19 protein-coding genes and 1 tRNA gene are annotated in these 17,589 nt (G+C 73.6%); 11 read left to right on the top strand and 9 right to left on the bottom strand.

Annotation, left to right across the window (positions count from 1 at the left end; genetic code table 11):
• Positions 1-13: 13 nt before the first annotated feature.
• Positions 14-1,678: a copper resistance CopC/CopD family protein gene (locus AC0OO9_RS20480; RefSeq protein ID WP_484517998.1), complete on the bottom strand. Its 1,665-nt coding sequence runs from the start codon at positions 1,676-1,678 to the stop codon at positions 14-16.
• A 129-nt stretch (positions 1,679-1,807) separates the two neighbouring features.
• Positions 1,808-2,452: a zf-HC2 domain-containing protein gene (locus AC0OO9_RS20475; protein ID WP_484511644.1), complete on the bottom strand. Its 645-nt coding sequence runs from the start codon at positions 2,450-2,452 to the stop codon at positions 1,808-1,810.
• 107 nt (positions 2,453-2,559) lie between these two features.
• Here AC0OO9_RS20475 and AC0OO9_RS20470 point away from each other — a divergent pair, with 107 nt between their 5' ends.
• From AC0OO9_RS20470 to AC0OO9_RS20455, 4 genes are read left to right on the top strand one after another with little or no spacing between them, the layout of a single operon-like run.
• Positions 2,560-3,150, top strand: coding sequence for a sigma-70 family RNA polymerase sigma factor (locus AC0OO9_RS20470; RefSeq protein ID WP_357578258.1), 591 nt, complete (start codon positions 2,560-2,562; stop codon positions 3,148-3,150).
• Positions 3,151-3,182: 32 nt separating this feature from the next.
• Positions 3,183-3,707, top strand: coding sequence for a MauE/DoxX family redox-associated membrane protein (locus AC0OO9_RS20465; protein ID WP_484511642.1), 525 nt, complete (start codon positions 3,183-3,185; stop codon positions 3,705-3,707).
• Positions 3,700-4,416: a DsbA family protein gene (locus tag AC0OO9_RS20460; protein ID WP_484511641.1), complete on the top strand. Its 717-nt coding sequence runs from the start codon at positions 3,700-3,702 to the stop codon at positions 4,414-4,416. The genes AC0OO9_RS20465 and AC0OO9_RS20460 overlap by 8 nt, the downstream gene beginning before the upstream one ends.
• Positions 4,413-5,579, top strand: a complete 1,167-nt coding sequence (locus AC0OO9_RS20455) for a hypothetical protein (RefSeq protein ID WP_484511640.1) — start codon at positions 4,413-4,415, stop codon at positions 5,577-5,579. Before AC0OO9_RS20460 ends, AC0OO9_RS20455 begins: the two co-directional genes overlap by 4 nt.
• Before the next feature lie 38 nt (positions 5,580-5,617).
• Here AC0OO9_RS20455 and AC0OO9_RS20450 read toward each other — a convergent pair whose 3' ends face one another.
• From AC0OO9_RS20450 to AC0OO9_RS20435, 4 genes are read right to left on the bottom strand one after another with little or no spacing between them, the layout of a single operon-like run.
• Entirely contained in the window at positions 5,618-6,379 is a 762-nt protein-coding gene (locus AC0OO9_RS20450) for an energy-coupling factor ABC transporter ATP-binding protein (protein WP_484511639.1), read from the bottom strand.
• Complete coding sequence (gene cbiQ / locus AC0OO9_RS20445; RefSeq protein ID WP_484511637.1) at positions 6,376-7,146, bottom strand: cobalt ECF transporter T component CbiQ; 771 nt, start codon at positions 7,144-7,146, stop codon at positions 6,376-6,378. Before cbiQ ends, AC0OO9_RS20450 begins: the two co-directional genes overlap by 4 nt.
• A 7-nt stretch (positions 7,147-7,153) precedes the next feature.
• Positions 7,154-7,546, bottom strand: coding sequence for a PDGLE domain-containing protein (locus AC0OO9_RS20440; protein WP_421457529.1), 393 nt, complete (start codon positions 7,544-7,546; stop codon positions 7,154-7,156).
• A complete protein-coding gene (locus AC0OO9_RS20435; RefSeq protein ID WP_484511635.1) occupies positions 7,543-8,259 on the bottom strand; it encodes an energy-coupling factor ABC transporter permease in 717 nt (238 codons plus the stop codon). The genes AC0OO9_RS20440 and AC0OO9_RS20435 overlap by 4 nt, the downstream gene beginning before the upstream one ends.
• 243 nt (positions 8,260-8,502) lie before the next feature.
• On the opposite strand from AC0OO9_RS20435, the gene bcp reads away from it, so the two are divergent.
• From bcp to AC0OO9_RS20420, 3 genes are all read left to right on the top strand, one after another.
• A complete protein-coding gene (gene bcp, locus AC0OO9_RS20430; protein ID WP_421457526.1) occupies positions 8,503-8,979 on the top strand; it encodes a thioredoxin-dependent thiol peroxidase in 477 nt (158 codons plus the stop codon).
• A 67-nt stretch (positions 8,980-9,046) separates the two neighbouring features.
• A tRNA-Leu gene (locus tag AC0OO9_RS20425) sits at positions 9,047-9,129 on the top strand.
• 67 nt (positions 9,130-9,196) lie between these two features.
• Complete coding sequence (locus AC0OO9_RS20420) at positions 9,197-9,736, top strand: GNAT family N-acetyltransferase (RefSeq protein ID WP_484511634.1); 540 nt, start codon at positions 9,197-9,199, stop codon at positions 9,734-9,736.
• A gap of 104 nt (positions 9,737-9,840) precedes the next feature.
• Here AC0OO9_RS20420 and AC0OO9_RS20415 read toward each other — a convergent pair whose 3' ends face one another.
• From AC0OO9_RS20415 to AC0OO9_RS20405, 3 genes are all read right to left on the bottom strand, one after another.
• Positions 9,841-10,329 carry a hypothetical protein gene (locus AC0OO9_RS20415; RefSeq protein ID WP_484511633.1) on the bottom strand — a complete coding sequence of 163 codons (489 nt, stop codon included), beginning with the start codon at positions 10,327-10,329 and terminating at the stop codon, positions 9,841-9,843.
• A 386-nt stretch (positions 10,330-10,715) separates the two neighbouring features.
• Positions 10,716-11,540, bottom strand: coding sequence for an MOSC domain-containing protein (locus AC0OO9_RS20410; protein ID WP_484511631.1), 825 nt, complete (start codon positions 11,538-11,540; stop codon positions 10,716-10,718).
• Between the two features lie 144 nt (positions 11,541-11,684).
• Positions 11,685-12,518 carry a class I SAM-dependent methyltransferase gene (locus AC0OO9_RS20405; RefSeq protein WP_484511630.1) on the bottom strand — a complete coding sequence of 278 codons (834 nt, stop codon included), beginning with the start codon at positions 12,516-12,518 and terminating at the stop codon, positions 11,685-11,687.
• Positions 12,519-12,699: 181 nt separating this feature from the next.
• Between AC0OO9_RS20405 and AC0OO9_RS20400 the strand changes: the two genes are divergently transcribed.
• From AC0OO9_RS20400 to AC0OO9_RS20385, 4 genes are all read left to right on the top strand, one after another.
• Positions 12,700-13,749 (top strand): LCP family protein, encoded by a 1,050-nt coding sequence (locus tag AC0OO9_RS20400; protein ID WP_484511628.1) that lies wholly within the window; start codon positions 12,700-12,702, stop codon positions 13,747-13,749.
• A gap of 113 nt (positions 13,750-13,862) precedes the next feature.
• On the top strand, positions 13,863-15,410 hold the full coding sequence (locus tag AC0OO9_RS20395; RefSeq protein WP_484511627.1) for a sugar transferase: 1,548 nt from the start codon (positions 13,863-13,865) through the stop codon (positions 15,408-15,410).
• Positions 15,411-15,563: 153 nt separating this feature from the next.
• On the top strand, positions 15,564-16,502 hold the full coding sequence (locus AC0OO9_RS20390) for a glycosyltransferase family 2 protein (RefSeq protein ID WP_484511625.1): 939 nt from the start codon (positions 15,564-15,566) through the stop codon (positions 16,500-16,502).
• A complete protein-coding gene (locus AC0OO9_RS20385; RefSeq protein ID WP_484511624.1) occupies positions 16,502-17,569 on the top strand; it encodes a glycosyltransferase in 1,068 nt (355 codons plus the stop codon). The genes AC0OO9_RS20390 and AC0OO9_RS20385 overlap by 1 nt, the downstream gene beginning before the upstream one ends.
• The last annotated feature ends 20 nt before the right edge of the window (positions 17,570-17,589 follow it).

The raw sequence follows: 17,589 nt of genomic DNA, 5'->3' as shown, positions 1-17,589 counted from the left end.
GCGAGCCTTCCTGTTACCTGATCGGCACGGTGGTGGTCACCGTGGCCTGGTCGATGTCCGAGGTGCGGGCCGTGATGCGCAACTGCCACTCCCCCGCAGCCGGGAAGTTGATCTCGCCGGTGGCGTGGTTGTCGGTCAGCGGCAGCAGCGGGACCTGGATCGCTTCGATCCCCGCCGCCGGCAGGGCGACCGTGGCCCGCCACTCCACCACCGGCTGGGGCCGGTTGTCCTTCGTGTACGCGTAGAAGTGCACGGTGTTGTTGCCCCGCTCGGCCGGGTCCAGCTCGATCTGGAGGTCGTAGTTCGGGCTGGACAGCGTCGTGGAGAAGAAGCGGCCCGGCGCGCCGGCCACGTCGGCGCCGGCGGTGCGGGCCGGGGTGGTCTGCACCAGGACGGCGGACAGGCCGAGGACCACCGCCGTGATCGCCAGCTCCGCCCAGACCGCCCGCCGCATCGACGTCGGCCGGCCGGCCGCGGTGCGCCGGCGCACCAGCTGCCGGGAGTACGCGGCCACCGCGATCACCAGCGCGAAGAGCCCGATCTTGCCCAGCACCAGCCGGCCGTAGGTGGTGTCGACAAGCGCGCGGAGGGTGGCCACCTCGATCAGCGCCTGGACGGTGCCGGCGAGCAGCAGCGCCGAGACGGCCAGCGCCGCCCAGCGCGACCAGATCGGCAGGATCGCGCCCAGCTCCCGCTCGTCGGCCCGGGTCAGCAGGAAGACGGCGAGCATCACCAGCCCGCCCATCCAGACCGCCATGCCGCCCAGGTGGACGGCGTCGACGACCACGGAGACCGCCGGGGCGGGCGAGGCCGCCGGGTGCCCGGCCAGCGGCCAGGTCACCAGCGCCGCCGCCCCGAGCACGCCGAGGATGACCAGATCGCTCCGCTCGACCGGCCCCGCCATCAGGGGCCGGAGCAGGAACGCCGCCGCAGCCAACAGGCCCAGCCGGACCAGGTGCGCGGCGCCGAAGGAGCTGCCCAGCACGTCGCTCAGCCCCTCGCCGGTGACGTCGAACACGCCGCCGCCGGCGGTGTAGGGCACCTGGAGCAGGAGGTTCGCCACCGTGGAGACCGCCAGCAGGCCGAGCCCGGCCCAGGCCAGGCGGGCCGGGCCGCGCCGGGGCAGCCGCCGGGGCCAGAGGGCGGCGAGCACCAGCGTCGGTCCGACGAGCAGCAGCAGGCCGGCGTAGCCGGCGTACTTGGCGACCTTGACCGCGTTGCTGACGACCGGGTCGGCCCGGCTGTCGTCCCCGCTGTCGACCGGGGGCGTCGAGGGCGCGCCGACGGAGTAGGTGAACGCGCCCGAGACGGGGTGGCTGTCGGAGGAGATGACCCGGTAGCTGACCAGGTAGGTGCCGCGCGCCCCGGCGGGATCGACCGGCACGGTGACCACGGTGCCCTCGAAGGTCGGTTCGCCGCGGTCGGCGCGGGAGCCGTCCGGTGCGATCACCCGGATCTTGCCGGTCACCTTGCGCACGGGCTCGCTGAACGTGAGCACGACCTCCGCCGGCGCGTTCGACACCACGGCCGAGGCGATGGGGCTGCTGCTCACCAGCACCGCGTGGGCGCTGGCGGGGCCGGCGGGGGCGATCAGCAGGGCGACGACGGTGACCAGCAGGCCGGCGACGGCGAGCAGCCGGGCGATCGGGCGGCGGATGGCGACACTCATGCCGGCAATGCTCTCGAATCCGACCGGTCCGGCGCGACTCCGACCATGCCCCGCGCCGCCGGAACCCGCCCGCCCGGGACGACTCCGACCACGCCCGACGCCGCCGGGACCCGCCGGGCCGGCCCGCCCGGGGCGACGTCAGCCATGACGGGCCAGGAGTGCGGTCGACGGCCGGCGGTCCGCCTCGTCGCTGACCCGTCCCAGCGCCCACAGCAGCCCCGCCTGCACCACGGCGGCCAGGTGCCCGACCTCGTGCACCAGCGCGGTCGTCGAGTTGGCGATGTCCACCGCGCTGGTGCCGGCCAGGCAGACCGCCAGCACCAGCGCCACCGGCACGAACGCCCGGGCCCGCTCGGGTCGCCACGCGGCCAGCGCGAAGCCGACGGCCAGCGCCACGTCGAAGGAGGCCATCTCGCGGCTCGTGTGCGGGTCGACGGTCACGCCCAGCCCGGCCAGCAGGACGGGCAGGGCGATCGCCAGCTGGGCGACCGCGGCCACCGCGACCGCCACCCGCAGCACCTGACGGCGGGCCGCCCTGGCCGCGGCCCGGGTGCGTCCGGCCGCCAGCGAATCGGCGGCGACCGCCGCCAGCACCGACGCGGTCAGGTCGGGCACCGCCACCGCCTGCACCCGGACCAGCCGGGTGACCTGCTCGGCACGGGTCAGCCAGGCCCGGCAGCCGGGGCAGCTCTCCGCGTGCGCGTCCAGCACCGCCGGCGCCGCCAGCGGGTCCTCGCCGTCCAGCCGCGCCGACAGCGCCGCGCGTACGTCGTCGCATGTCATGTGGGGATAGTCGTGCGACGCACCGGTTTAGTTCCCGGGGTGGCGCAGGCCATGGAAGGGTCGAAGGACCCTCCCCGGCCCGGCCACGCCGCGTAACCTGGACTGTCGTGATCCCCGCCCCGCGCGAGACCCCCGCCGCCAGTCCGACCGGTGACGCGGGCGTCGCTGCGCGGGAGTCGGCGACCGAGTGGGCGCTGGCCGCCCGCGACGGGGACCCCGTCGCCCAGGCCGCCTTCGTCCGGCTGACCCAGGCCGAGGTGTGGCGCTTCACCGCCGCGCTTGTCGATCCGGACAGCGCCGACGACCTGACCCAGGACACCTACCTGCGGGCGTTCCGGGCGCTGCCGGCGTTCGAGGGCCGCTCCAGCGCCCGCACCTGGCTGCTGGGCATCGCCCGCCGGGCCTGCGCCGACCACCTGCGCACCGTCGTGCGCCGCCGCCGGCTCGGCGAGCGGCTCGCCGCCGACGCCTGGACCGACCGGCCGCACCCGGACCCCGCCGGCCAACTCGGCGCCGCCGACCTGGTCCGCCGGCTGCCCGCCGAGCGCCGCGCGGCGTTCGTGCTCACCCAACTGCTCGGCCTGTCGTACGCCGAGGCCGCCGCCGTGGAGGGGGTGCCCGTGGGCACCATCCGCTCGCGGGTGGCCCGGGCCCGCAACGACCTCGTCGAGGCGGTCGGCGACGCCCTCGCCGGATGAGGCGGGAACTTCCGCCGGGGACGGGACGACCAATGATCGTGACCGCACCGCACACCCGGGTCGCCCGCTGGCCCGCCGTCCGCCCCTGGATCGGGGTCGCCGTCCGGCTGGGCCTGGCCGCCGTGTGGCTCGTCGCCGGCGGCAGCAAGGTCGGAGACCTGGCCGCCTCCGGCCGCGCCGTCAACGCCTACCAGGTCATGCCGTACGACCTCGCCACGGTGATCGGCGCGGCGCTGCCCTTCGTCGAGCTGGCGCTGGGCCTGCTGCTGCTCCTCGGCCTGGCCACCCGGCTCTCCGCCGGGGTGTCCGCGGCGCTGCTGGTGGTCTTCATCGTCGGCATCGTCTCGGCCTGGAGCCGGGGCCTCGCCATCGACTGCGGCTGCTTCGGCGCCGGCGGGGAGCTCGCCGAGGGCCAGAGCCCGAGCTACCTCCCGGAGATCCTCCGGGACCTGGGATTCCTGGCGCTGGCCGGGTTCCTGCTGATCTGGCCCCGCACCCCCGTCTCGGTGGACGGCTGGCTGGCGGGGGACGCATCCGTGGAGGACGAGGATGAGTAGTCGCAAGGGGCAGAAGGGCTCCGCCCGGGTGGTCCGCGAGCAGTTGGCCCGGGAGCGGCGGCGCAAGCGGACGCTCTGGGTCTCCGTGGCCGCCGTGACCGTCCTGGTCGTCGCCGGCCTGATCGGCTGGAGCGTCTACTCCAGCCAGCGTTCCGACGACTTCACCGCGCCGACCGGCTCGACCGAGGCCGGCACCGGGGTCGTCGCCGGCTCGGGCCCGGTCACCATCGACGTCTACGAGGACTTCCTCTGCCCGGCCTGCAAGCAGTTCGAGCAGGCCAGCGGCCCAACCCTCGACCAGCTGATCAGCGAGGGCAAGGTGCGGGTCGTCTACCACCCGGTGGCGTACCTGAACCGCTTCTCCAGCACCCAGTACTCGACCCGCTCCTCGGCCGCCTCCGGCTGCGCGGCGGAGGGCGGCCGATACCGGGAGTACGCCAAGGCGCTGTTCGACCGGCAGCCGCCGGAGGGCGGCGCGGGGCTCAGCGACGGGGAACTGGCCGACATCGCGGCGGGCGCCGGCCTCGACCGGGACGGCTTCGCCTCCTGCCTGCGGGAGGGCACCTTCAAGCCGTGGACCGAGCACGTGACGCAGGAGGCCAGCAAGGCCAACATCACCGGCACCCCGACGATCCTGGTCGACGGCGAGGAGATCGCCGACCGCAGCCCGGAGGGGATCAAGTCGGCGGTGGAGGCGGCCGGCAGGTGATCCGCGACCTGGTGACCCGCGCCGGCCTGGTGCTCGCCGGCACGCTGACGGCGACTGTCGCGTTCGCCGCCCCGGCCGCCGCGCACGGCGCGGACGCTCCCGACGGCACCGACTACCGCACCGAGGTGACCACCGTCGCCCCGGCCCGCCCCGGACTGAGCGTACGGGTGATCGAGGCGGGCGCGCGGCTGGAGCTGACCAACACCGGCGACCGCGCCGTCGAGGTGCTCGGCTACTCCGGCGAGCCCTACCTGCGGGTCGGCCCCGACGGCGTGTACGAGAACGTCCGATCCCCCGCGACGTACCTGAACCGGACCATCGCCGGGGACACGCGGCTGCCGGCCGAGGCGAACCCCGCCGCCGCACCGGACTGGCGGCGCGTCGACGACTCCGCCACAGCGCGCTGGCACGACCAGCGGGCACTCTGGCGGGAGTCGGCACCGCCGCCGCAGGTGCGCGCCGCCCCGGACCGGGAGCACCGGGTACGGGACTGGACGGTGCCGCTGCGCACCGACACCGGGACGGGGGAGATCCGCGGCACCCTCGACTGGGTGCCGCCGCCGGACGCGTACGTCTGGTGGGTGCTCGCCACGGTCGGGCTGCTGGCCGTGGGGGCTCTCGGGCTGTTGCCGGCCCGCTCCGGGCCGGGCGCGCGGGCGCTGGCCGGGCTCGGCGGGCTGCTGGTCGTCGGCGGGGTGGCCGCGGTGGTGTTCACCGTGGGCCGGGAGGTGGACGCTGGCGCACGGGGCGTGGGCGGGGTGCTGACCGGCCTGCTCGGCGGGCAGGTCTGGGCGCTGCTGACCGGGCTCGGCGCCGTCGCCGCGGGGGTGTTCGCGCTGGCCCGCCGGCCGGCCGCCGACTTCGCGCTGGCGCTGGCCGGGGCCTGCCTGGCGCTCTTCGCCGGGGTGGCCAACGCCGCCGTCTTCGCCCGCGGTGTCGCCCCCGTGCCGTGGCCGGCGACGACGGCCCGGATCCTGGTCGCCCTGATCCTCGTCGCCGGCGCCGGCGCCACGGCAGCCGGCGCCCTCCGCCTCCACGCCGCCCGCCCCACCCCCACTCCCCCTCCCACCCCCGCCCCGCCCCCCACCCCCGCCCCAAGCGTCGATCATGGAGTTGTGGTGGGGGACGAACCGGAGCAGAAGGGGTTTGATCGGGCGCCATGAGTGCATGATCGACGCCTCGGGGGTGGGGCGCGGGGGTGTTAGCGGGGGGTAGGGGTGAAGCCTCGGGGGAGTTCGAGGCGGTGGCGGGCGAGGCGGTCGGCGTCCGCCAGGAGATCGGCCGTGGGGGCGTCGGCGACGATGCGGCCGGCGTCCAGGATGACCGAGCGGTCGCAGAGTTCCAGGGCGTACGGCAGGTCGTGGGTGACCATCAGCAGCGTCACCGGCAGGGCGCGCAGGATCCCCGCCAGCTCGCGGCGGGCCGCCGGATCGAGGTTGGACGACGGCTCGTCGAGGACGAGGATCTCCGGGTGCATGGCGAGCACGGTGGCCACCGCCACGCGGCGCCGCTGCCCGAAGGAGAGGTGGTGCGGCGCGCGGTCCCGGTGCTCGCCCATCCCGACGGCGGCGAGGGCCTCGTCCACCCGGGCGGACAGCTCCGCCCCGCGCAGGCCAAGGTTGGCCGGCCCGAACGCCACGTCCTCGGCGACCGTGGGCAGGAAGAGCTGGTCGTCCGGGTCCTGGAAGACGATGCCCACCCGGCGGCGTACCTCGGCGAGCGTGGCCCGGTCCTGGCTGACGGCCAGCCCGCCGACGCTCACGCTCCCCTCGGCCGGGGTGAGGATGCCGTTGAGGTGCAGCACCAGCGTGGTCTTCCCGGCGCCGTTGGGGCCGAGCAGCGCCACCCGGTCGCCGCGCGGCACGGTCAGGTCCACCCCGTGCAGGGCGACGTGCCCGTCCGGGTACGCGTAGCGGACACCACGAACGTCCAGGGAGAGGGCCGTCTGCACGGCTCCGATCATGTCAGCACGACGGCCGTGGCGGCGATGCCGGCCGCCAGGGCCGGCACGGTGGCCGCGACCAGCCACTGCCCGGCGGTCGCCGCACCCGCGCCCTGCCACACCGCCGGCATCCGCCCGGTGTAGCCGCGCGACAGCATCGCCAGGTAGACCCGCTCGCCGCGTTCGAACGCGCGCAGGAAGAGCGCGCCGACGCCGGTCGCGAAGCCGCGCAACTGCCACAGGAAGCGCGGATCGTCGCCCCGGGACATCCGCGCCACCCGCATCCGGCGGGCCTCGCCGACCAGCACGTCCAGGTAGCGCAGCATGAACGTGGCGATCTGGGTGAGGATCTGCGGGCAGCGCAGCCGGTCCAGGCCGACGATCAGGTCCCGGGTCGTGGTCGTCGCGGCGAGCAGCAGCGAGGCGAGCACGCCGAGGGTGCCCTTGGCGACGATGTTCCACGCCCCGAGCAGCCCGTCGGACGACAGGCTCAGGCCGAGCACCTCGACCCGCTCACCGGCGCCGAGGAACGGCAGCGCCACCGCGAACAGCACGAACGGCAGCTCGATCAGCGACCGGCGCAGCAGCCAGCCGGGCCCCACCCGGGCCAGCGCCGCCACCGCCGCGACCAGCAGGGCGTACGCGCCGAAGGCCCAGAAGGCCTCGCGCGGGGTGCCGACCACGGCGAGGGTGAACGCCACCATCGCCGCGACCTTGACCTCGGGCGGAAGGCGGTGCACCGGTGACGAGGCGTCCCGGTACAGCACGTGCGCGTGCCCGGCGCCCATCCGGTCGCTACTCCCGGCCCGACGCCCCGACGGGGGTACGGGCGCCCCCGGCCGCGTCCTCGTCCCGGGGGTCGCGGCGGCGGACCAGCCAGAACGCCCCGCCGGCCACCGCGAAGGTGAGCAGCACGCCGAGGACGCCGGACAGGCCGGTGGAGAGGAACTCGTTGTCGATCCCCGCCACCCCGTAGTCGGCCAGCGGCCCGCCGACCTCGTGTTCGCGCTCCCGCTGGGCGGGGCAGCTGCCGCCGGTGATGTTGTCGTCGGCGTCGAAGGTGCAGCCCTCGCGCAGCGACGAGTCCAGCCCGTCGGGGTGGGACGAGGCGAAGTTGCTGACCACCCCGGCGAGGAGCAGGGCCACCAGCAGCCCGCCGACGACGAACCCCCAGGAACGCTTCCTCACCGGACACCTCCGACGGCCGGGACGGCGGGCGTGGACGCCGCGCGCAGCCCGCGCAGCGCGTAGACGAGATCGGGCCGGACCTTCGCGACGGTGACCACCGTGGTCGCGGTGATCAGGCCCTCGCCGATGCCGATCAGCAGGTGCACGCCGGCCATCGTGCCGGCCAGGCCGCCCAGGTTGCCGCCGAGGTCGGTGGTGCCGCCGAGCTGGTACTGGAGCACGAAGCCCATCGACGCGACCACCACGCTGACCAGCGCGGAGACGAAGGCGGTCACGCCCAGGCCGGCCGGGGTGCGCGGCAGCACCCGCAGCAGCAGCGCGATCAGCAGGTACGCCGCGGCGGTGCCGAGCACGGCCATGTTGGTGATGTTGAGCCCGAGCATGGCTACGCCGCCGTCGCCGAAGACGAGCGCCTGCACGACCAGCACCACGGCCACGCAGAGCGCGCCGACCCACGGACCGACCAGCATCGCGGCGAGCGCCCCGCCGAGCAGGTGACCGCTGACGCCCGCGGTGAAGATCGGGAAGTTGAGCATCTGCACGGCGAAGATGAAGGCCGCCACGAGCCCGGCCATCGGGGCCAACCGGTCGTCCAGGTCACGCCTGCCGCGCAGGACGCAGAACGCCATCGCGGCCAGCGCCACCGCCGCGAAGACCGCCGCGACGGGACCGTCGACGATCCCGTTCGAGATGTGCATCGCCAGGTTCTCCACGCGGCCTCCCACGCGTCGCCCGGCCAGGCCTGGCCGTTGACGTCAGCCTATTTCCCGAGGTTGGCTGTTGCCAATAGTTGGCAACTGGCGTACGCCCGATTGCGCGTCCGCCGCCGACTCTGCGTGCCGGCCGGGGCGGCGTTCCGGTCGGTCGGCGCGCCGCCCCGGAGGCGGCGGGGACGCGTTGCGGTCGGGGTCGGCGTGCCGTCCGGGAAGGGCCGGGGCCGGCGGTAGGGTCGTGCCATGACCGCGCCCGACCGCCTCTCCCCCGGTGACCCCGCGCCCGAGTTCAGCCTCCCCACCGACACCGGTGAGACGCTCTCGCTGACCGGCCTGCGCGGCCGTAAGGTCGTGCTCTACGCCTACCCGGCGGCCATGACGCCCGGCTGCACCAAGCAGGCCTGCGACTTCCGCGACTCGCTCGCCTCACTCCAGGCCGCCGGCTACGAGGTCGTCGGGATCTCGCCCGACAAGCCGGAGAAGCTGGCGAAGTTCCGCGAGCGCGACGCCATCACCTTCCCGCTGGTCGCCGACACCGATAAGGCCGTGCTGAGCGCCTACGGCGCGTACGGCGAGAAGCAGTCGTACGGCAGGACGGTGACCGGCGTGATCCGCTCGACCTTCGTCATCGACGCGGACGGCAAGATCGAGCGCGCGCTCTACAACGTGAAGGCCACCGGCCACGTCGCCAAGCTGCGCCGGGATCTCGGGCTGGACTGAGGTCGCCGCCCGCGCCGGGACCGAGCCCACCACCGGTGCGGCGCGACACTCTAGACTCAGCGGGTCGGCGGGAGTGGCGTAACGGCAGCCGCGGTAGGTTTAGGTCCTATTGTCCGAAAGGACGTGGGGGTTCGAATCCCCCCTCCCGCACCGAGCGCCCTGTCGCGCGCGTCACGATCGCGGGTCGGCGCGGGGCCCGCGCGGTCAGGATTACCGGGTGAGCCTGCGCTTCGTCCTCGATCCCGAGCTGACCCCCGAGTTGCGGGAACGGATCGTCGCCCTCTGGGTCGACGTCACCAACGCCGGCGGGGCGGTCGGCTTCGTGCCACCGGTCACCGTCGCCGACGTCCGGCACACCGCGGACCCCACCTTCGCCGGCATCGCGGAGGGCCCGGACCGCCTCCTCGTGGGGTATTCGGGCGAGCGGCCCGTCGCCGCGCTGATCTTCTGCGACAACCGGTTCGACCTGAAGGCGCACTGGTGCGTGCTGAAGCGGGTGATGGTCCACCCGGACACCCAGGGCAACGGGTACGGCGCCGCGCTGATGCGCGAGGCCGAGCGCCTCGGCCGCGGGATGGCGTGGGAGGCGCTGCACGTGACCGTCCGGGACGGCCTGGGGCTCGACCGGTTCTACCGGGGCCTCGGTTACCGGGAGATCGGTCGACTGCCCGGCGCGCTGCGGGTCGCCCCCGGCGACGACCGCGACGAGATCCTCATGTGGCTGGACCTGACCGCCCCGCCGGCACCCGGGCGCTGAGCCGAAACGCGCGGGGCTCCAGACCAGCGGAGCCCCGCGCGGAACAGCGGGCGGTGCCACCCGGCGAGCAACCCGGGGTTCAGGACACCGACCGGCTGCGGGAATCAGCCCGTGACACGCAGCTCAAGCAGGACGGCAGGGGGCAGGGTGTCATCCTCTCCCACCCCGACACCGACCCAACCGTTCTTGGGAAGGGCGACCGTCTCGGATTCGCCGTCCACGCTCACCGTGGCGGATGCCGTGTGACTGTCACCACGGATCTGGTAGACATCCGAGATCTCCAGAGTCAGGTAGCCAGGTGCGCCCTTGACCGTGAAGCAGTATCCGCTGAGCCTCGCGTAGCTCCGGACGATGATCTGGTTGGTGGCGTTGGCCACGCAGTCGGCAAAGATGATCTTGCCGTCACCCTTGATCAACTTGATGCCATCGCTGGCTTCGATCTGGGCGGCCCCCGGATAGCTGAAGTCCTCCTCGATCGAGGGCGGCGTGTCCTCCAAGGCCGCGCTGGCGGCGCCGGAGACCAGCGTCATGCCGCCGGCGACGGCGACACCGGCGACCAATCCGGTGACGAGCAACGCCCGAAAGTTCTTCACTCATGACCTCGCTTACCTGGAACATGGCCCGACAGGAACGGTGACTGGCGTTGCCGCCGTCGTCGCGACGCCCGCGGTCCAAAGTGGGCGACGGACGCTCCGGGGAGAAGCTACGACCATCCTATCGATGCACATGAGTCTCAGAGGCCCCCCGTGAAGCCTCGGTACAAGCTGCGATCGCCGCAGGATTCCGACCTTAGAGCACGCCCGACAACGCCGCTGCCCCGTCGATCGCCGCCAGAATCGCCCTCCCCACCGGGGAAGGGAGACGCCGGGGTTGTCGCCGCAGATCGACACTCGCCCACAGCGTCACCGCCGCGATCGCCTCGACACCGCCGGCGCGGACCCGCAGACGTGGTGCGGCAGAGCCCGGCCGCGCACCCACCTCACGAGGAGGAATCCGGCACGAGCAGGTCACCCACCGCGATCCTGCCCGTCGCCTCAGGAACCAGGTGCAGACCGAAGAGGAGTTTCTGGTCGACCTTGCGGTGCCGGGCGAGGGTGCGCAGGGGTTCCTTCCCGCGTACCCCCGTCTCCTGGTCGGTGGTGGTGACCACGCAGCGGTCGCACGGCCCGGCGGCGCGGAAGCGGGCGGCGCCGATGCGCAGCCGGCGGCCGACCCAGTCGTCCTCGGCCCAGGCCGGCGCGCCCTCCACCACCAGGTTGGGGCGGAACCGCGCCATCGGCACGGGCTCCTCGCCGGCCTCGGCGAGCCACCCGTTGAGCGCGTCGAGCGAGGCGGCGGTGGCCAGCAGCAGCGGGTAGGCGTCGGCGAAGCTGACCTGTTCACCGGTGTCGTGCTCCCGGTCCCCCGGCGGGATGTGCCGGGTCGGTCGGGCGAGCCAGACCAGCCGGACGGCGCGGCCCAGGAGCGCGCCGATCCAGGCGTCGGCCGCCGGCCCGGCGGGGAGCGCCGGCACCGGCAGCTTGCGGTTGCGGAAGGTCCGCACCGCGACGGGTTCGCCGCCGACGGGCTCGGGCACGGCCAGGTCGTCGTGCCCCTCGGCGCGCAGCAGCAGGCCGCCGTCGTGGGGCGTGGCGTGCAGGCCGACCAGGCGCGTGGTCTCCCGCTGGGTGACGCCGACGCCGTCCGCGTCGACGATCATCCAGCGGCGGTCGCCGGCCAGGCCCCACGGCTCGACGCCCGCGACGTCGTGGTCGAGCCGGCGACAACCCTTGACGGGGTACGTGTGGATGGCGCTCAACCGCATCCGACCACCCTGCCACGGCCCGCGCGCGACCGTCGCCCCCGCCTGCTCCCGTGCCGGCGTCGTCGCGTGGGACGCCCGCTCAGCGCGCCCCGGCTGGTCGAGGACCTCCGGCATCTCGCGCCGACCCGGCCCGCACGACCGCGATCACCAGGCGACGCCGATGCCGTCCCCCGGGTACCAGTGGTTGGCGGGGGTCTCCCGGTAGGCGAGGAAGCGTCGGCCGGTGCGCTCGGCGTGCTCGGCGAGCACGTTGGTGGCGGTGACGTTGTCGGTGAGCAGGATCGCGCCCGGCGCCAGCCTGCCCTCGACCGCCTCGAACTCGCGCTTCTCGTGGGCCCGGCTGTGGTCGCTGTCGTGCAGGAAGAGGTCGACCGGCCGGTCCAGCGCGGCGATGGAGGCGATCGAGTCGCCGATCACCAGGTCGACCACCTCCGACCAGGGCGCGGTCCGGGCGAGGTAGCCGGCCTCCGGGTTGATGTCCAGCGAGGTGACCCGGCCGGGCTGCCCCTCGGCGGCGTTGCGCAGCAGCGCGGCGGCGAGCACGCAACTGCCCAGTCCCTTGTCGACGCCGGTCTCGACCACGTGCGTCGGCTTCGTGGCGCGCACGATGGCGTACCAGCCGATGCGGCGGGCGTAGCGGACCTGCCGGTCGGCCAGGCCCCGGCGGGCGGCGCCGGCGGTGGCGGACTCGATGTGCCGGCGCAGCACGTCGTCCGACTCGATCTCGGCGAAGTACGCGCGGACCTGCTTGACGGGCACGTCGCAGACCACGCTGACGAACCAGGCGAGGTGGTGCCGGCTCAGCTTGGTCAGCTCGTACGTGTAGTTGTGGTGCTCGCGCGAGGTGACCAGCCAGCGGGCCGAGGTGCGCAGCACCTTGGCGTCGTGGCGGGCGACGCGGGCCAGGCGCTTGGGGAAGGCCGCGACGGGGGCAAGGCGGGTGCGGGCGATGGCCCGTCGGAGCTTCGTTGCGTCCACGCAAGGGTTCTACCAGCCGCAGGCGAGCAGGTGTAGTGCAGAGCACACCCCGCGCACAAGTTGGTTGGCAGGTTCGGGCCCTGATGTCGCATGACAAGGTGGACGGGTCTGCACGGACGGGGGCGGCCATCGGCCGGATGAGGGTACGCGCACGTCCTCGCGGATAAGTAGCATCGCCGCCATGCCAGTTCCACAACAGTCCGTCGAGCCGGAGGCGGTCGCCGACCAGACCGATCGTCAGCCGGGCAAGCACGCGAAGCCTCGTCGCCGGTGGCGACGCGTCGCCCTCATCAGCCTGCTGGTGGTGGCGCTGCTCGGCGGCGGTGGCATGATCGCCGGTGGGCTCTACCTGCGTTCGGTGGAGTCGGACATCGAGCGTGTCGACGCGTTCGCGGACGTGCCCGAGGCGGGGCGCCCGCAGGCGGTGGCCAAGGGCGCGATGAACATCCTGATCCTGGGCAGCGACACCCGCGACCCGGAGAGCACGTCGGGCTCGCGCACCGACACGATCATCCTGGCCCACCTGCCGAAGGACCGGTCGAGCGCCCAGCTCATCTCGATCCCCCGGGACACCTGGGTCGCCGTGCCCCGGTCCAAGGAGGGCAACCAGGGCGGCCGGGACGCGAAGATCAACGCAGCGTACGCATGGGGTGGCGTGCCGTTGATGGTGCAGACCGTCGAGAAGTTCACGAGCGTGCGGATCGACCACGTCATGATGGTCGACTTCGCAGGGTTCAAGGAGATCATCGACGCCCTGGGCGGCATCGACATCAACGCGGAGAAGAACTTCACCTCGATCCACCCCCCGTTCCGTACCTTCCGGCAGGGGATGCAGCGGATGGACGGCGAGACGGCACTCGACTACTCGCGCCAGCGCAAGCAGTTCCCCGACGGGGACTTCGCCCGCATCCGACACCAGCAGCAGGTCATCAAGGCCATCCTCGACCGGGCCGTGTCCGGAGGCATCGTCACGAACCCGGGAAGGCTGAACTCCTTCGTCAAGGCCACGTCGAATGCCGTGTCGGTGGACGAGGACATGTCCCTGCTGAGCATGGCGACCGACCTGCGCGGCCTGCGCGGCAACAACCTGCGCTTCATCACCAGCCCGACGAAGGGCACCGGTCGGGTGGGCAGCGAGAGCGTCGTGTTCGCGAACACCGACAAGGCCAGGTCCTTCTACGACGCGGTCCGGCGGGACGCCGTAGCAGACATCCTCAACGCCGGAAAGTAGGAGGTCGGACTGCCCGATGCGGCTCTGGTGGGCCGCCCGCCCCGGTCGTATCCTTCGTTCGCCTCGAAGCCGCCGTGTGCCGCCCCGGGGCAGTCAACGGGGAAGGACCAACCATGTCCAGGCAACAGGCGATGGGCCACCACGCCACGACACCGCAGCGCGATGAGGCGGCGGCACGAGGCATGGCCGTGGGGGTGAGCGACGAGGCGGACGCCACAGGCGGTGCCACCGGTTCGCTGCCCACCTCCACGCCACCGGCAGGCGGTCAGGCGAGCGGAGCGCCCCGGCCCGGCCTCGACGTGACGGCGGTGCTGCCGTACGCGAGTTCCCGCGCGTCCACGCGCACCCGGGGGCTGCGGGCCTGGATGATGACGGCCCCCGTCGACGTGGCCGCCCTGCTGGCGCCCCTGCTGTTCAGCCACCAGTACTGGCGCGGGACGCTGGGCATGGCCGGCCTGACGGTGGCCATCTTCGCGGCAGGCGGGCTCTACCGGGCCCGTCGCCACGTGAGCATCCTCGACGAGCTGCCGAGCCTCTGCGGACGGTTGCTCGCGTCCGCGGCCGTGGTCACCATCGTCGCGGCGCTGCGTCACGACTCCGCCGATTACGTGGGCGGGTTCGCGCGCGGGGTGATCATCGCGGCCGGGCTGGTCCTCGTCGGTCGTGCCTTCTCGCGGGAGTTCGCCACCATCGCGCGCAAGCGTCGGTGGGTGGAGCACAACGCCATCATCATCGGCAGCGGCCCGATCGCCGTGGAACTGGCCCGGCTGTTGCGCCGCTACCCCCAGTACGGGCTGCGCTTCGTCGGCTGCGTCGACTCCACGCCCCCGCAGACGCCGGCGGCGCTCCCACTGATCGGCACCCTGGACCAGCTGGAACCGCTCGTGCGGATGGTCGAGTGCGACGTGCTCATCATCGCCGACCCGATCTGCCCGGAGCTGACCCTGATGGAGGTCCTCCGCCAGCCCCGCAGCGCGAGCTGCGACCTGTGGGCGGTGCCGCGGCTCTGGGGCTCCCGTTCGCACGGCGACCACATCGGCGCGATCCCGATCGTCAAGGTCGGCGACATCACGCTGTCCGGGCCCCGCTGGGCGCTCAAGCGCGCGTCGGACATCGCCTTCGCCGCCACCGCGTTGCTCCTGCTGAGCCCCGTCCTCCTGCTCTGCGCCATCGCGACGCTTCTCGACGGCGGCCCGGGCATCTTCTTCTACCAGGAGCGGATCGGCCGCCACGGCAAGCCGTTCCACATCATCAAGTTCCGCTCGATGCGTCCCGTCGACGAGCACGAGTCGCAGACGAACTGGTCGATCGCGCACGACCAACGCGTCGGACCGATCGGCCGTTTCATGCGCCGCACGTCGCTGGACGAGCTGCCGCAGCTCTGGAACATCCTGCGGGGCGACATGAGCGTCGTCGGGCCCCGGCCCGAGCGGCCGTTCTTCGTCGAGAAGTTCTCGGCCGAGTACCCCAACTACGCCATGCGTCACCGGGTCGCGGTGGGGCTCACCGGGCTGGCGCAGGTCAGTGGCCTGCGTGGTGACACCCCGATCTCCGACCGGGCGCGGTTCGACAACTACTACATCGAGAACTGGTCGCTGTGGCTCGACGCCAAGGTGCTGATCCGGACGGTGTCCGAAGTCTTCCGCGGCGGTGGTCGCTGAGCCGCTGAGCGGGGGCCGTCCCCTCGACGGCCCACCCGACCGGGGATTCCGCGGGCACCCTTGCCCCGGCCCCACAGTCTGCTGTTTCCTGTGCGCGCTCGCCGTCCACCGCGCGCCGAGTGCTTGGAGAGTCAATTGCCGGACGTTTCGGTCGTGATCCCGACCACGGGCAGGCCCAGCATCGCGGAGGCGGTGCTCTCGGCGCGGGGGCAGCAGGGGGTGTCCGTACACATCGTGGTCGTCTGCGACCTGGCCGAGGTTCCCGCGTCCGTGCAGGAGCTGCGGGGGCACGTGGACGAGATCGTGTGCACCGGCGGGGGCCGGCGGGGCTCGCACGCGCGTAACCTCGGGGTCGCACACGCCGCCCCGGGCAGCCACGTGGCGTTCCTGGACGACGACGACACCTGGCTCCCGACGAAGCTGGCGGTCCAGGTACCGGTGGTCGACCGGCTGGCCGCCGAGGGCTGGCTGCCCGTCGTGTCGTCCCGGATCCTGCAACGCAAGGCCGGCGCCGCTCCCCTGCCGACCGCCGCCCCGGAAACGCTGATCAGCGACGGCATGCTTCCCGAGGACTACCTCTTCCGCCGCCGACACCTCGGCGTCGGCCGCCAGTCGCTGCCCACCTCCACCCTGGTGACCACCCACGAACTGGCCACCCGGTGCCCGTGGGACGAGACGCTGCCCCGGCACCAGGACTGGGACTGGCTGGTGCGGGCGGCTCGCCTGCCCCGCGCCAGGATCGTGCAGGTGGAGGAGGCCACCGCCGTCTACACCGTGGGCAGCCCCGGCTCCATCTCCGCCCGTGCCGACTGGCGCCAGTCGTGGGAGTGGGCCAAGCGGTGGGAGGGCGTGTGGTCCCCCGAGACCTTCTCCGACTTCATCGCCGCGCAGACCCTCCGCTACGCCCTCCAGTCCCGCGACGGGCAGGGCGTACGGGAGATGGTGCGCGCCATCCGCCGGAACTCGCCGCCGTCGGCCCGTAACGCGGTGCTGGCCGCTCTCGGCCTCGTGCCGCGGGCCACCCTGGAACGGGTGGCGATGCGCAAGTCCCGCGTCGCCGCCGGTGCCCGCCCGACCGACGGAGAACGCTGATGCGTCTGCACTTCGTGCTGCCCCAACTGGAGCCCTTCTACGGCATGGAGCGGGCGGCCGCGCTGCTCATGCAGGGCCTGAAGGCGCAGGGCGTGGAGGTCTCGGCGACCGTGATGTCGCGGGGGATCCCGGCCGGCCTCGGCGACCTGCCGATCGACACCCTCAGCCTGGGGTCCCGGATCACCCGCCTGATGGAGGCGGTGCCGCCGCTGCGCCGACGGTTGCAGGCACTGCCGAAGGACGTCGAGATCGTGGCCAGCGGCCTGTGGGGAAGCGTGCCGGCGGGCGCGGCGCTCGCCGGGTCCGGCAGGAGCTTCGTGGCATGGGAACACTCCCTGCTCCCGGAGCGGCTGCGCATCGACCGCAGGGTGCGGACGCTCGCCCGGGTCACCCGGGTCGGTGTGCTGCGGCCCCGGCTCGTCGTGGCCGTCTCGGGGGGCGTCGCGAGGACGGTACGGCACCTCGCACCGGAGCAGCCCGTCGTCACCATCACCAACCCGATGCCGCTCACCCCGTTCGTCGCGCCCCGGGACGTCGTCGACCCGCGCAGGATCCAACTCCTCACCACCGCGGCCTTCCGTCCGTACAAGAACCACTCCTGCGCCCTGTCCGCCCTCGCCCTCCTGCCGGAGACCTACCACCTGACGCTGGCCGGCGACGGCGAAGAACGCGAACTACTCCAGAACCAGGCGCGCGACCTGGGCCTGGAGGGCCGCGTGACGTTCCTGGGCCGGGTTCCCGGCGTCGGCGGGCTCCTCGCCGAGGCCGATCTGCTGGTGCACCCCTCCCGAGCCGAGACGTTCGGGTTCAGCCTGGTCGAGGCGGCCGAGGCCGGCCTGCCCGTCGCCACGCTGCCGGTGCCCGCGCTGGACGAGCTGATCCCGACGCTGGTGCCGGGGGCGCTGGCGGCGGCGCCCACCCCCGTGGCGCTCGCGGAGGCGGTGCGGAGGATGACGCAGGAGGCGCGTCCCACCCACGCCGACTTCGAGAAGGCCTGGCACGCACGCTGCGCGGCCCTCGATCCCGCCGTGGTCAGCCGCCAGTGGGTGGAGGCGTTGCAGCGGTGACGTCCGCCCGGGGCACGGCC

It is taken from the genome of Micromonospora sp. USAFONa4, from assembly GCF_057197825.1.
Note: the sequence above shows the minus strand (reverse complement) of the source record. Positions and strands in the feature narration are given on the sequence as shown.

Excerpts from the sequence above, each read along its gene's own strand:
- cbiQ (WP_484511637.1), bottom strand. The coding sequence starts at position 7,146 with ATGGGCGCCGGGCACGCGCACGTGCTGTACCGGGACGCCTCGTCACCG.
- AC0OO9_RS20465 (WP_484511642.1), top strand. The coding sequence starts at position 3,183 with ATGATCGTGACCGCACCGCACACCCGGGTCGCCCGCTGGCCCGCCGTC.
- AC0OO9_RS20385 (WP_484511624.1), top strand. The coding sequence starts at position 16,502 with ATGCGTCTGCACTTCGTGCTGCCCCAACTGGAGCCCTTCTACGGCATG.
- AC0OO9_RS20395 (WP_484511627.1), top strand. The coding sequence starts at position 13,863 with ATGTCCAGGCAACAGGCGATGGGCCACCACGCCACGACACCGCAGCGC.
- AC0OO9_RS20450 (WP_484511639.1), bottom strand. The coding sequence starts at position 6,379 with ATGATCGGAGCCGTGCAGACGGCCCTCTCCCTGGACGTTCGTGGTGTC.
- AC0OO9_RS20475 (WP_484511644.1), bottom strand. The coding sequence starts at position 2,452 with ATGACATGCGACGACGTACGCGCGGCGCTGTCGGCGCGGCTGGACGGC.
- AC0OO9_RS20460 (WP_484511641.1), top strand. The coding sequence starts at position 3,700 with ATGAGTAGTCGCAAGGGGCAGAAGGGCTCCGCCCGGGTGGTCCGCGAG.
- AC0OO9_RS20410 (WP_484511631.1), bottom strand. The coding sequence starts at position 11,540 with ATGCGGTTGAGCGCCATCCACACGTACCCCGTCAAGGGTTGTCGCCGG.
- bcp (WP_421457526.1), top strand. The coding sequence starts at position 8,503 with ATGACCGCGCCCGACCGCCTCTCCCCCGGTGACCCCGCGCCCGAGTTC.
- AC0OO9_RS20400 (WP_484511628.1), top strand. The coding sequence starts at position 12,700 with ATGCCAGTTCCACAACAGTCCGTCGAGCCGGAGGCGGTCGCCGACCAG.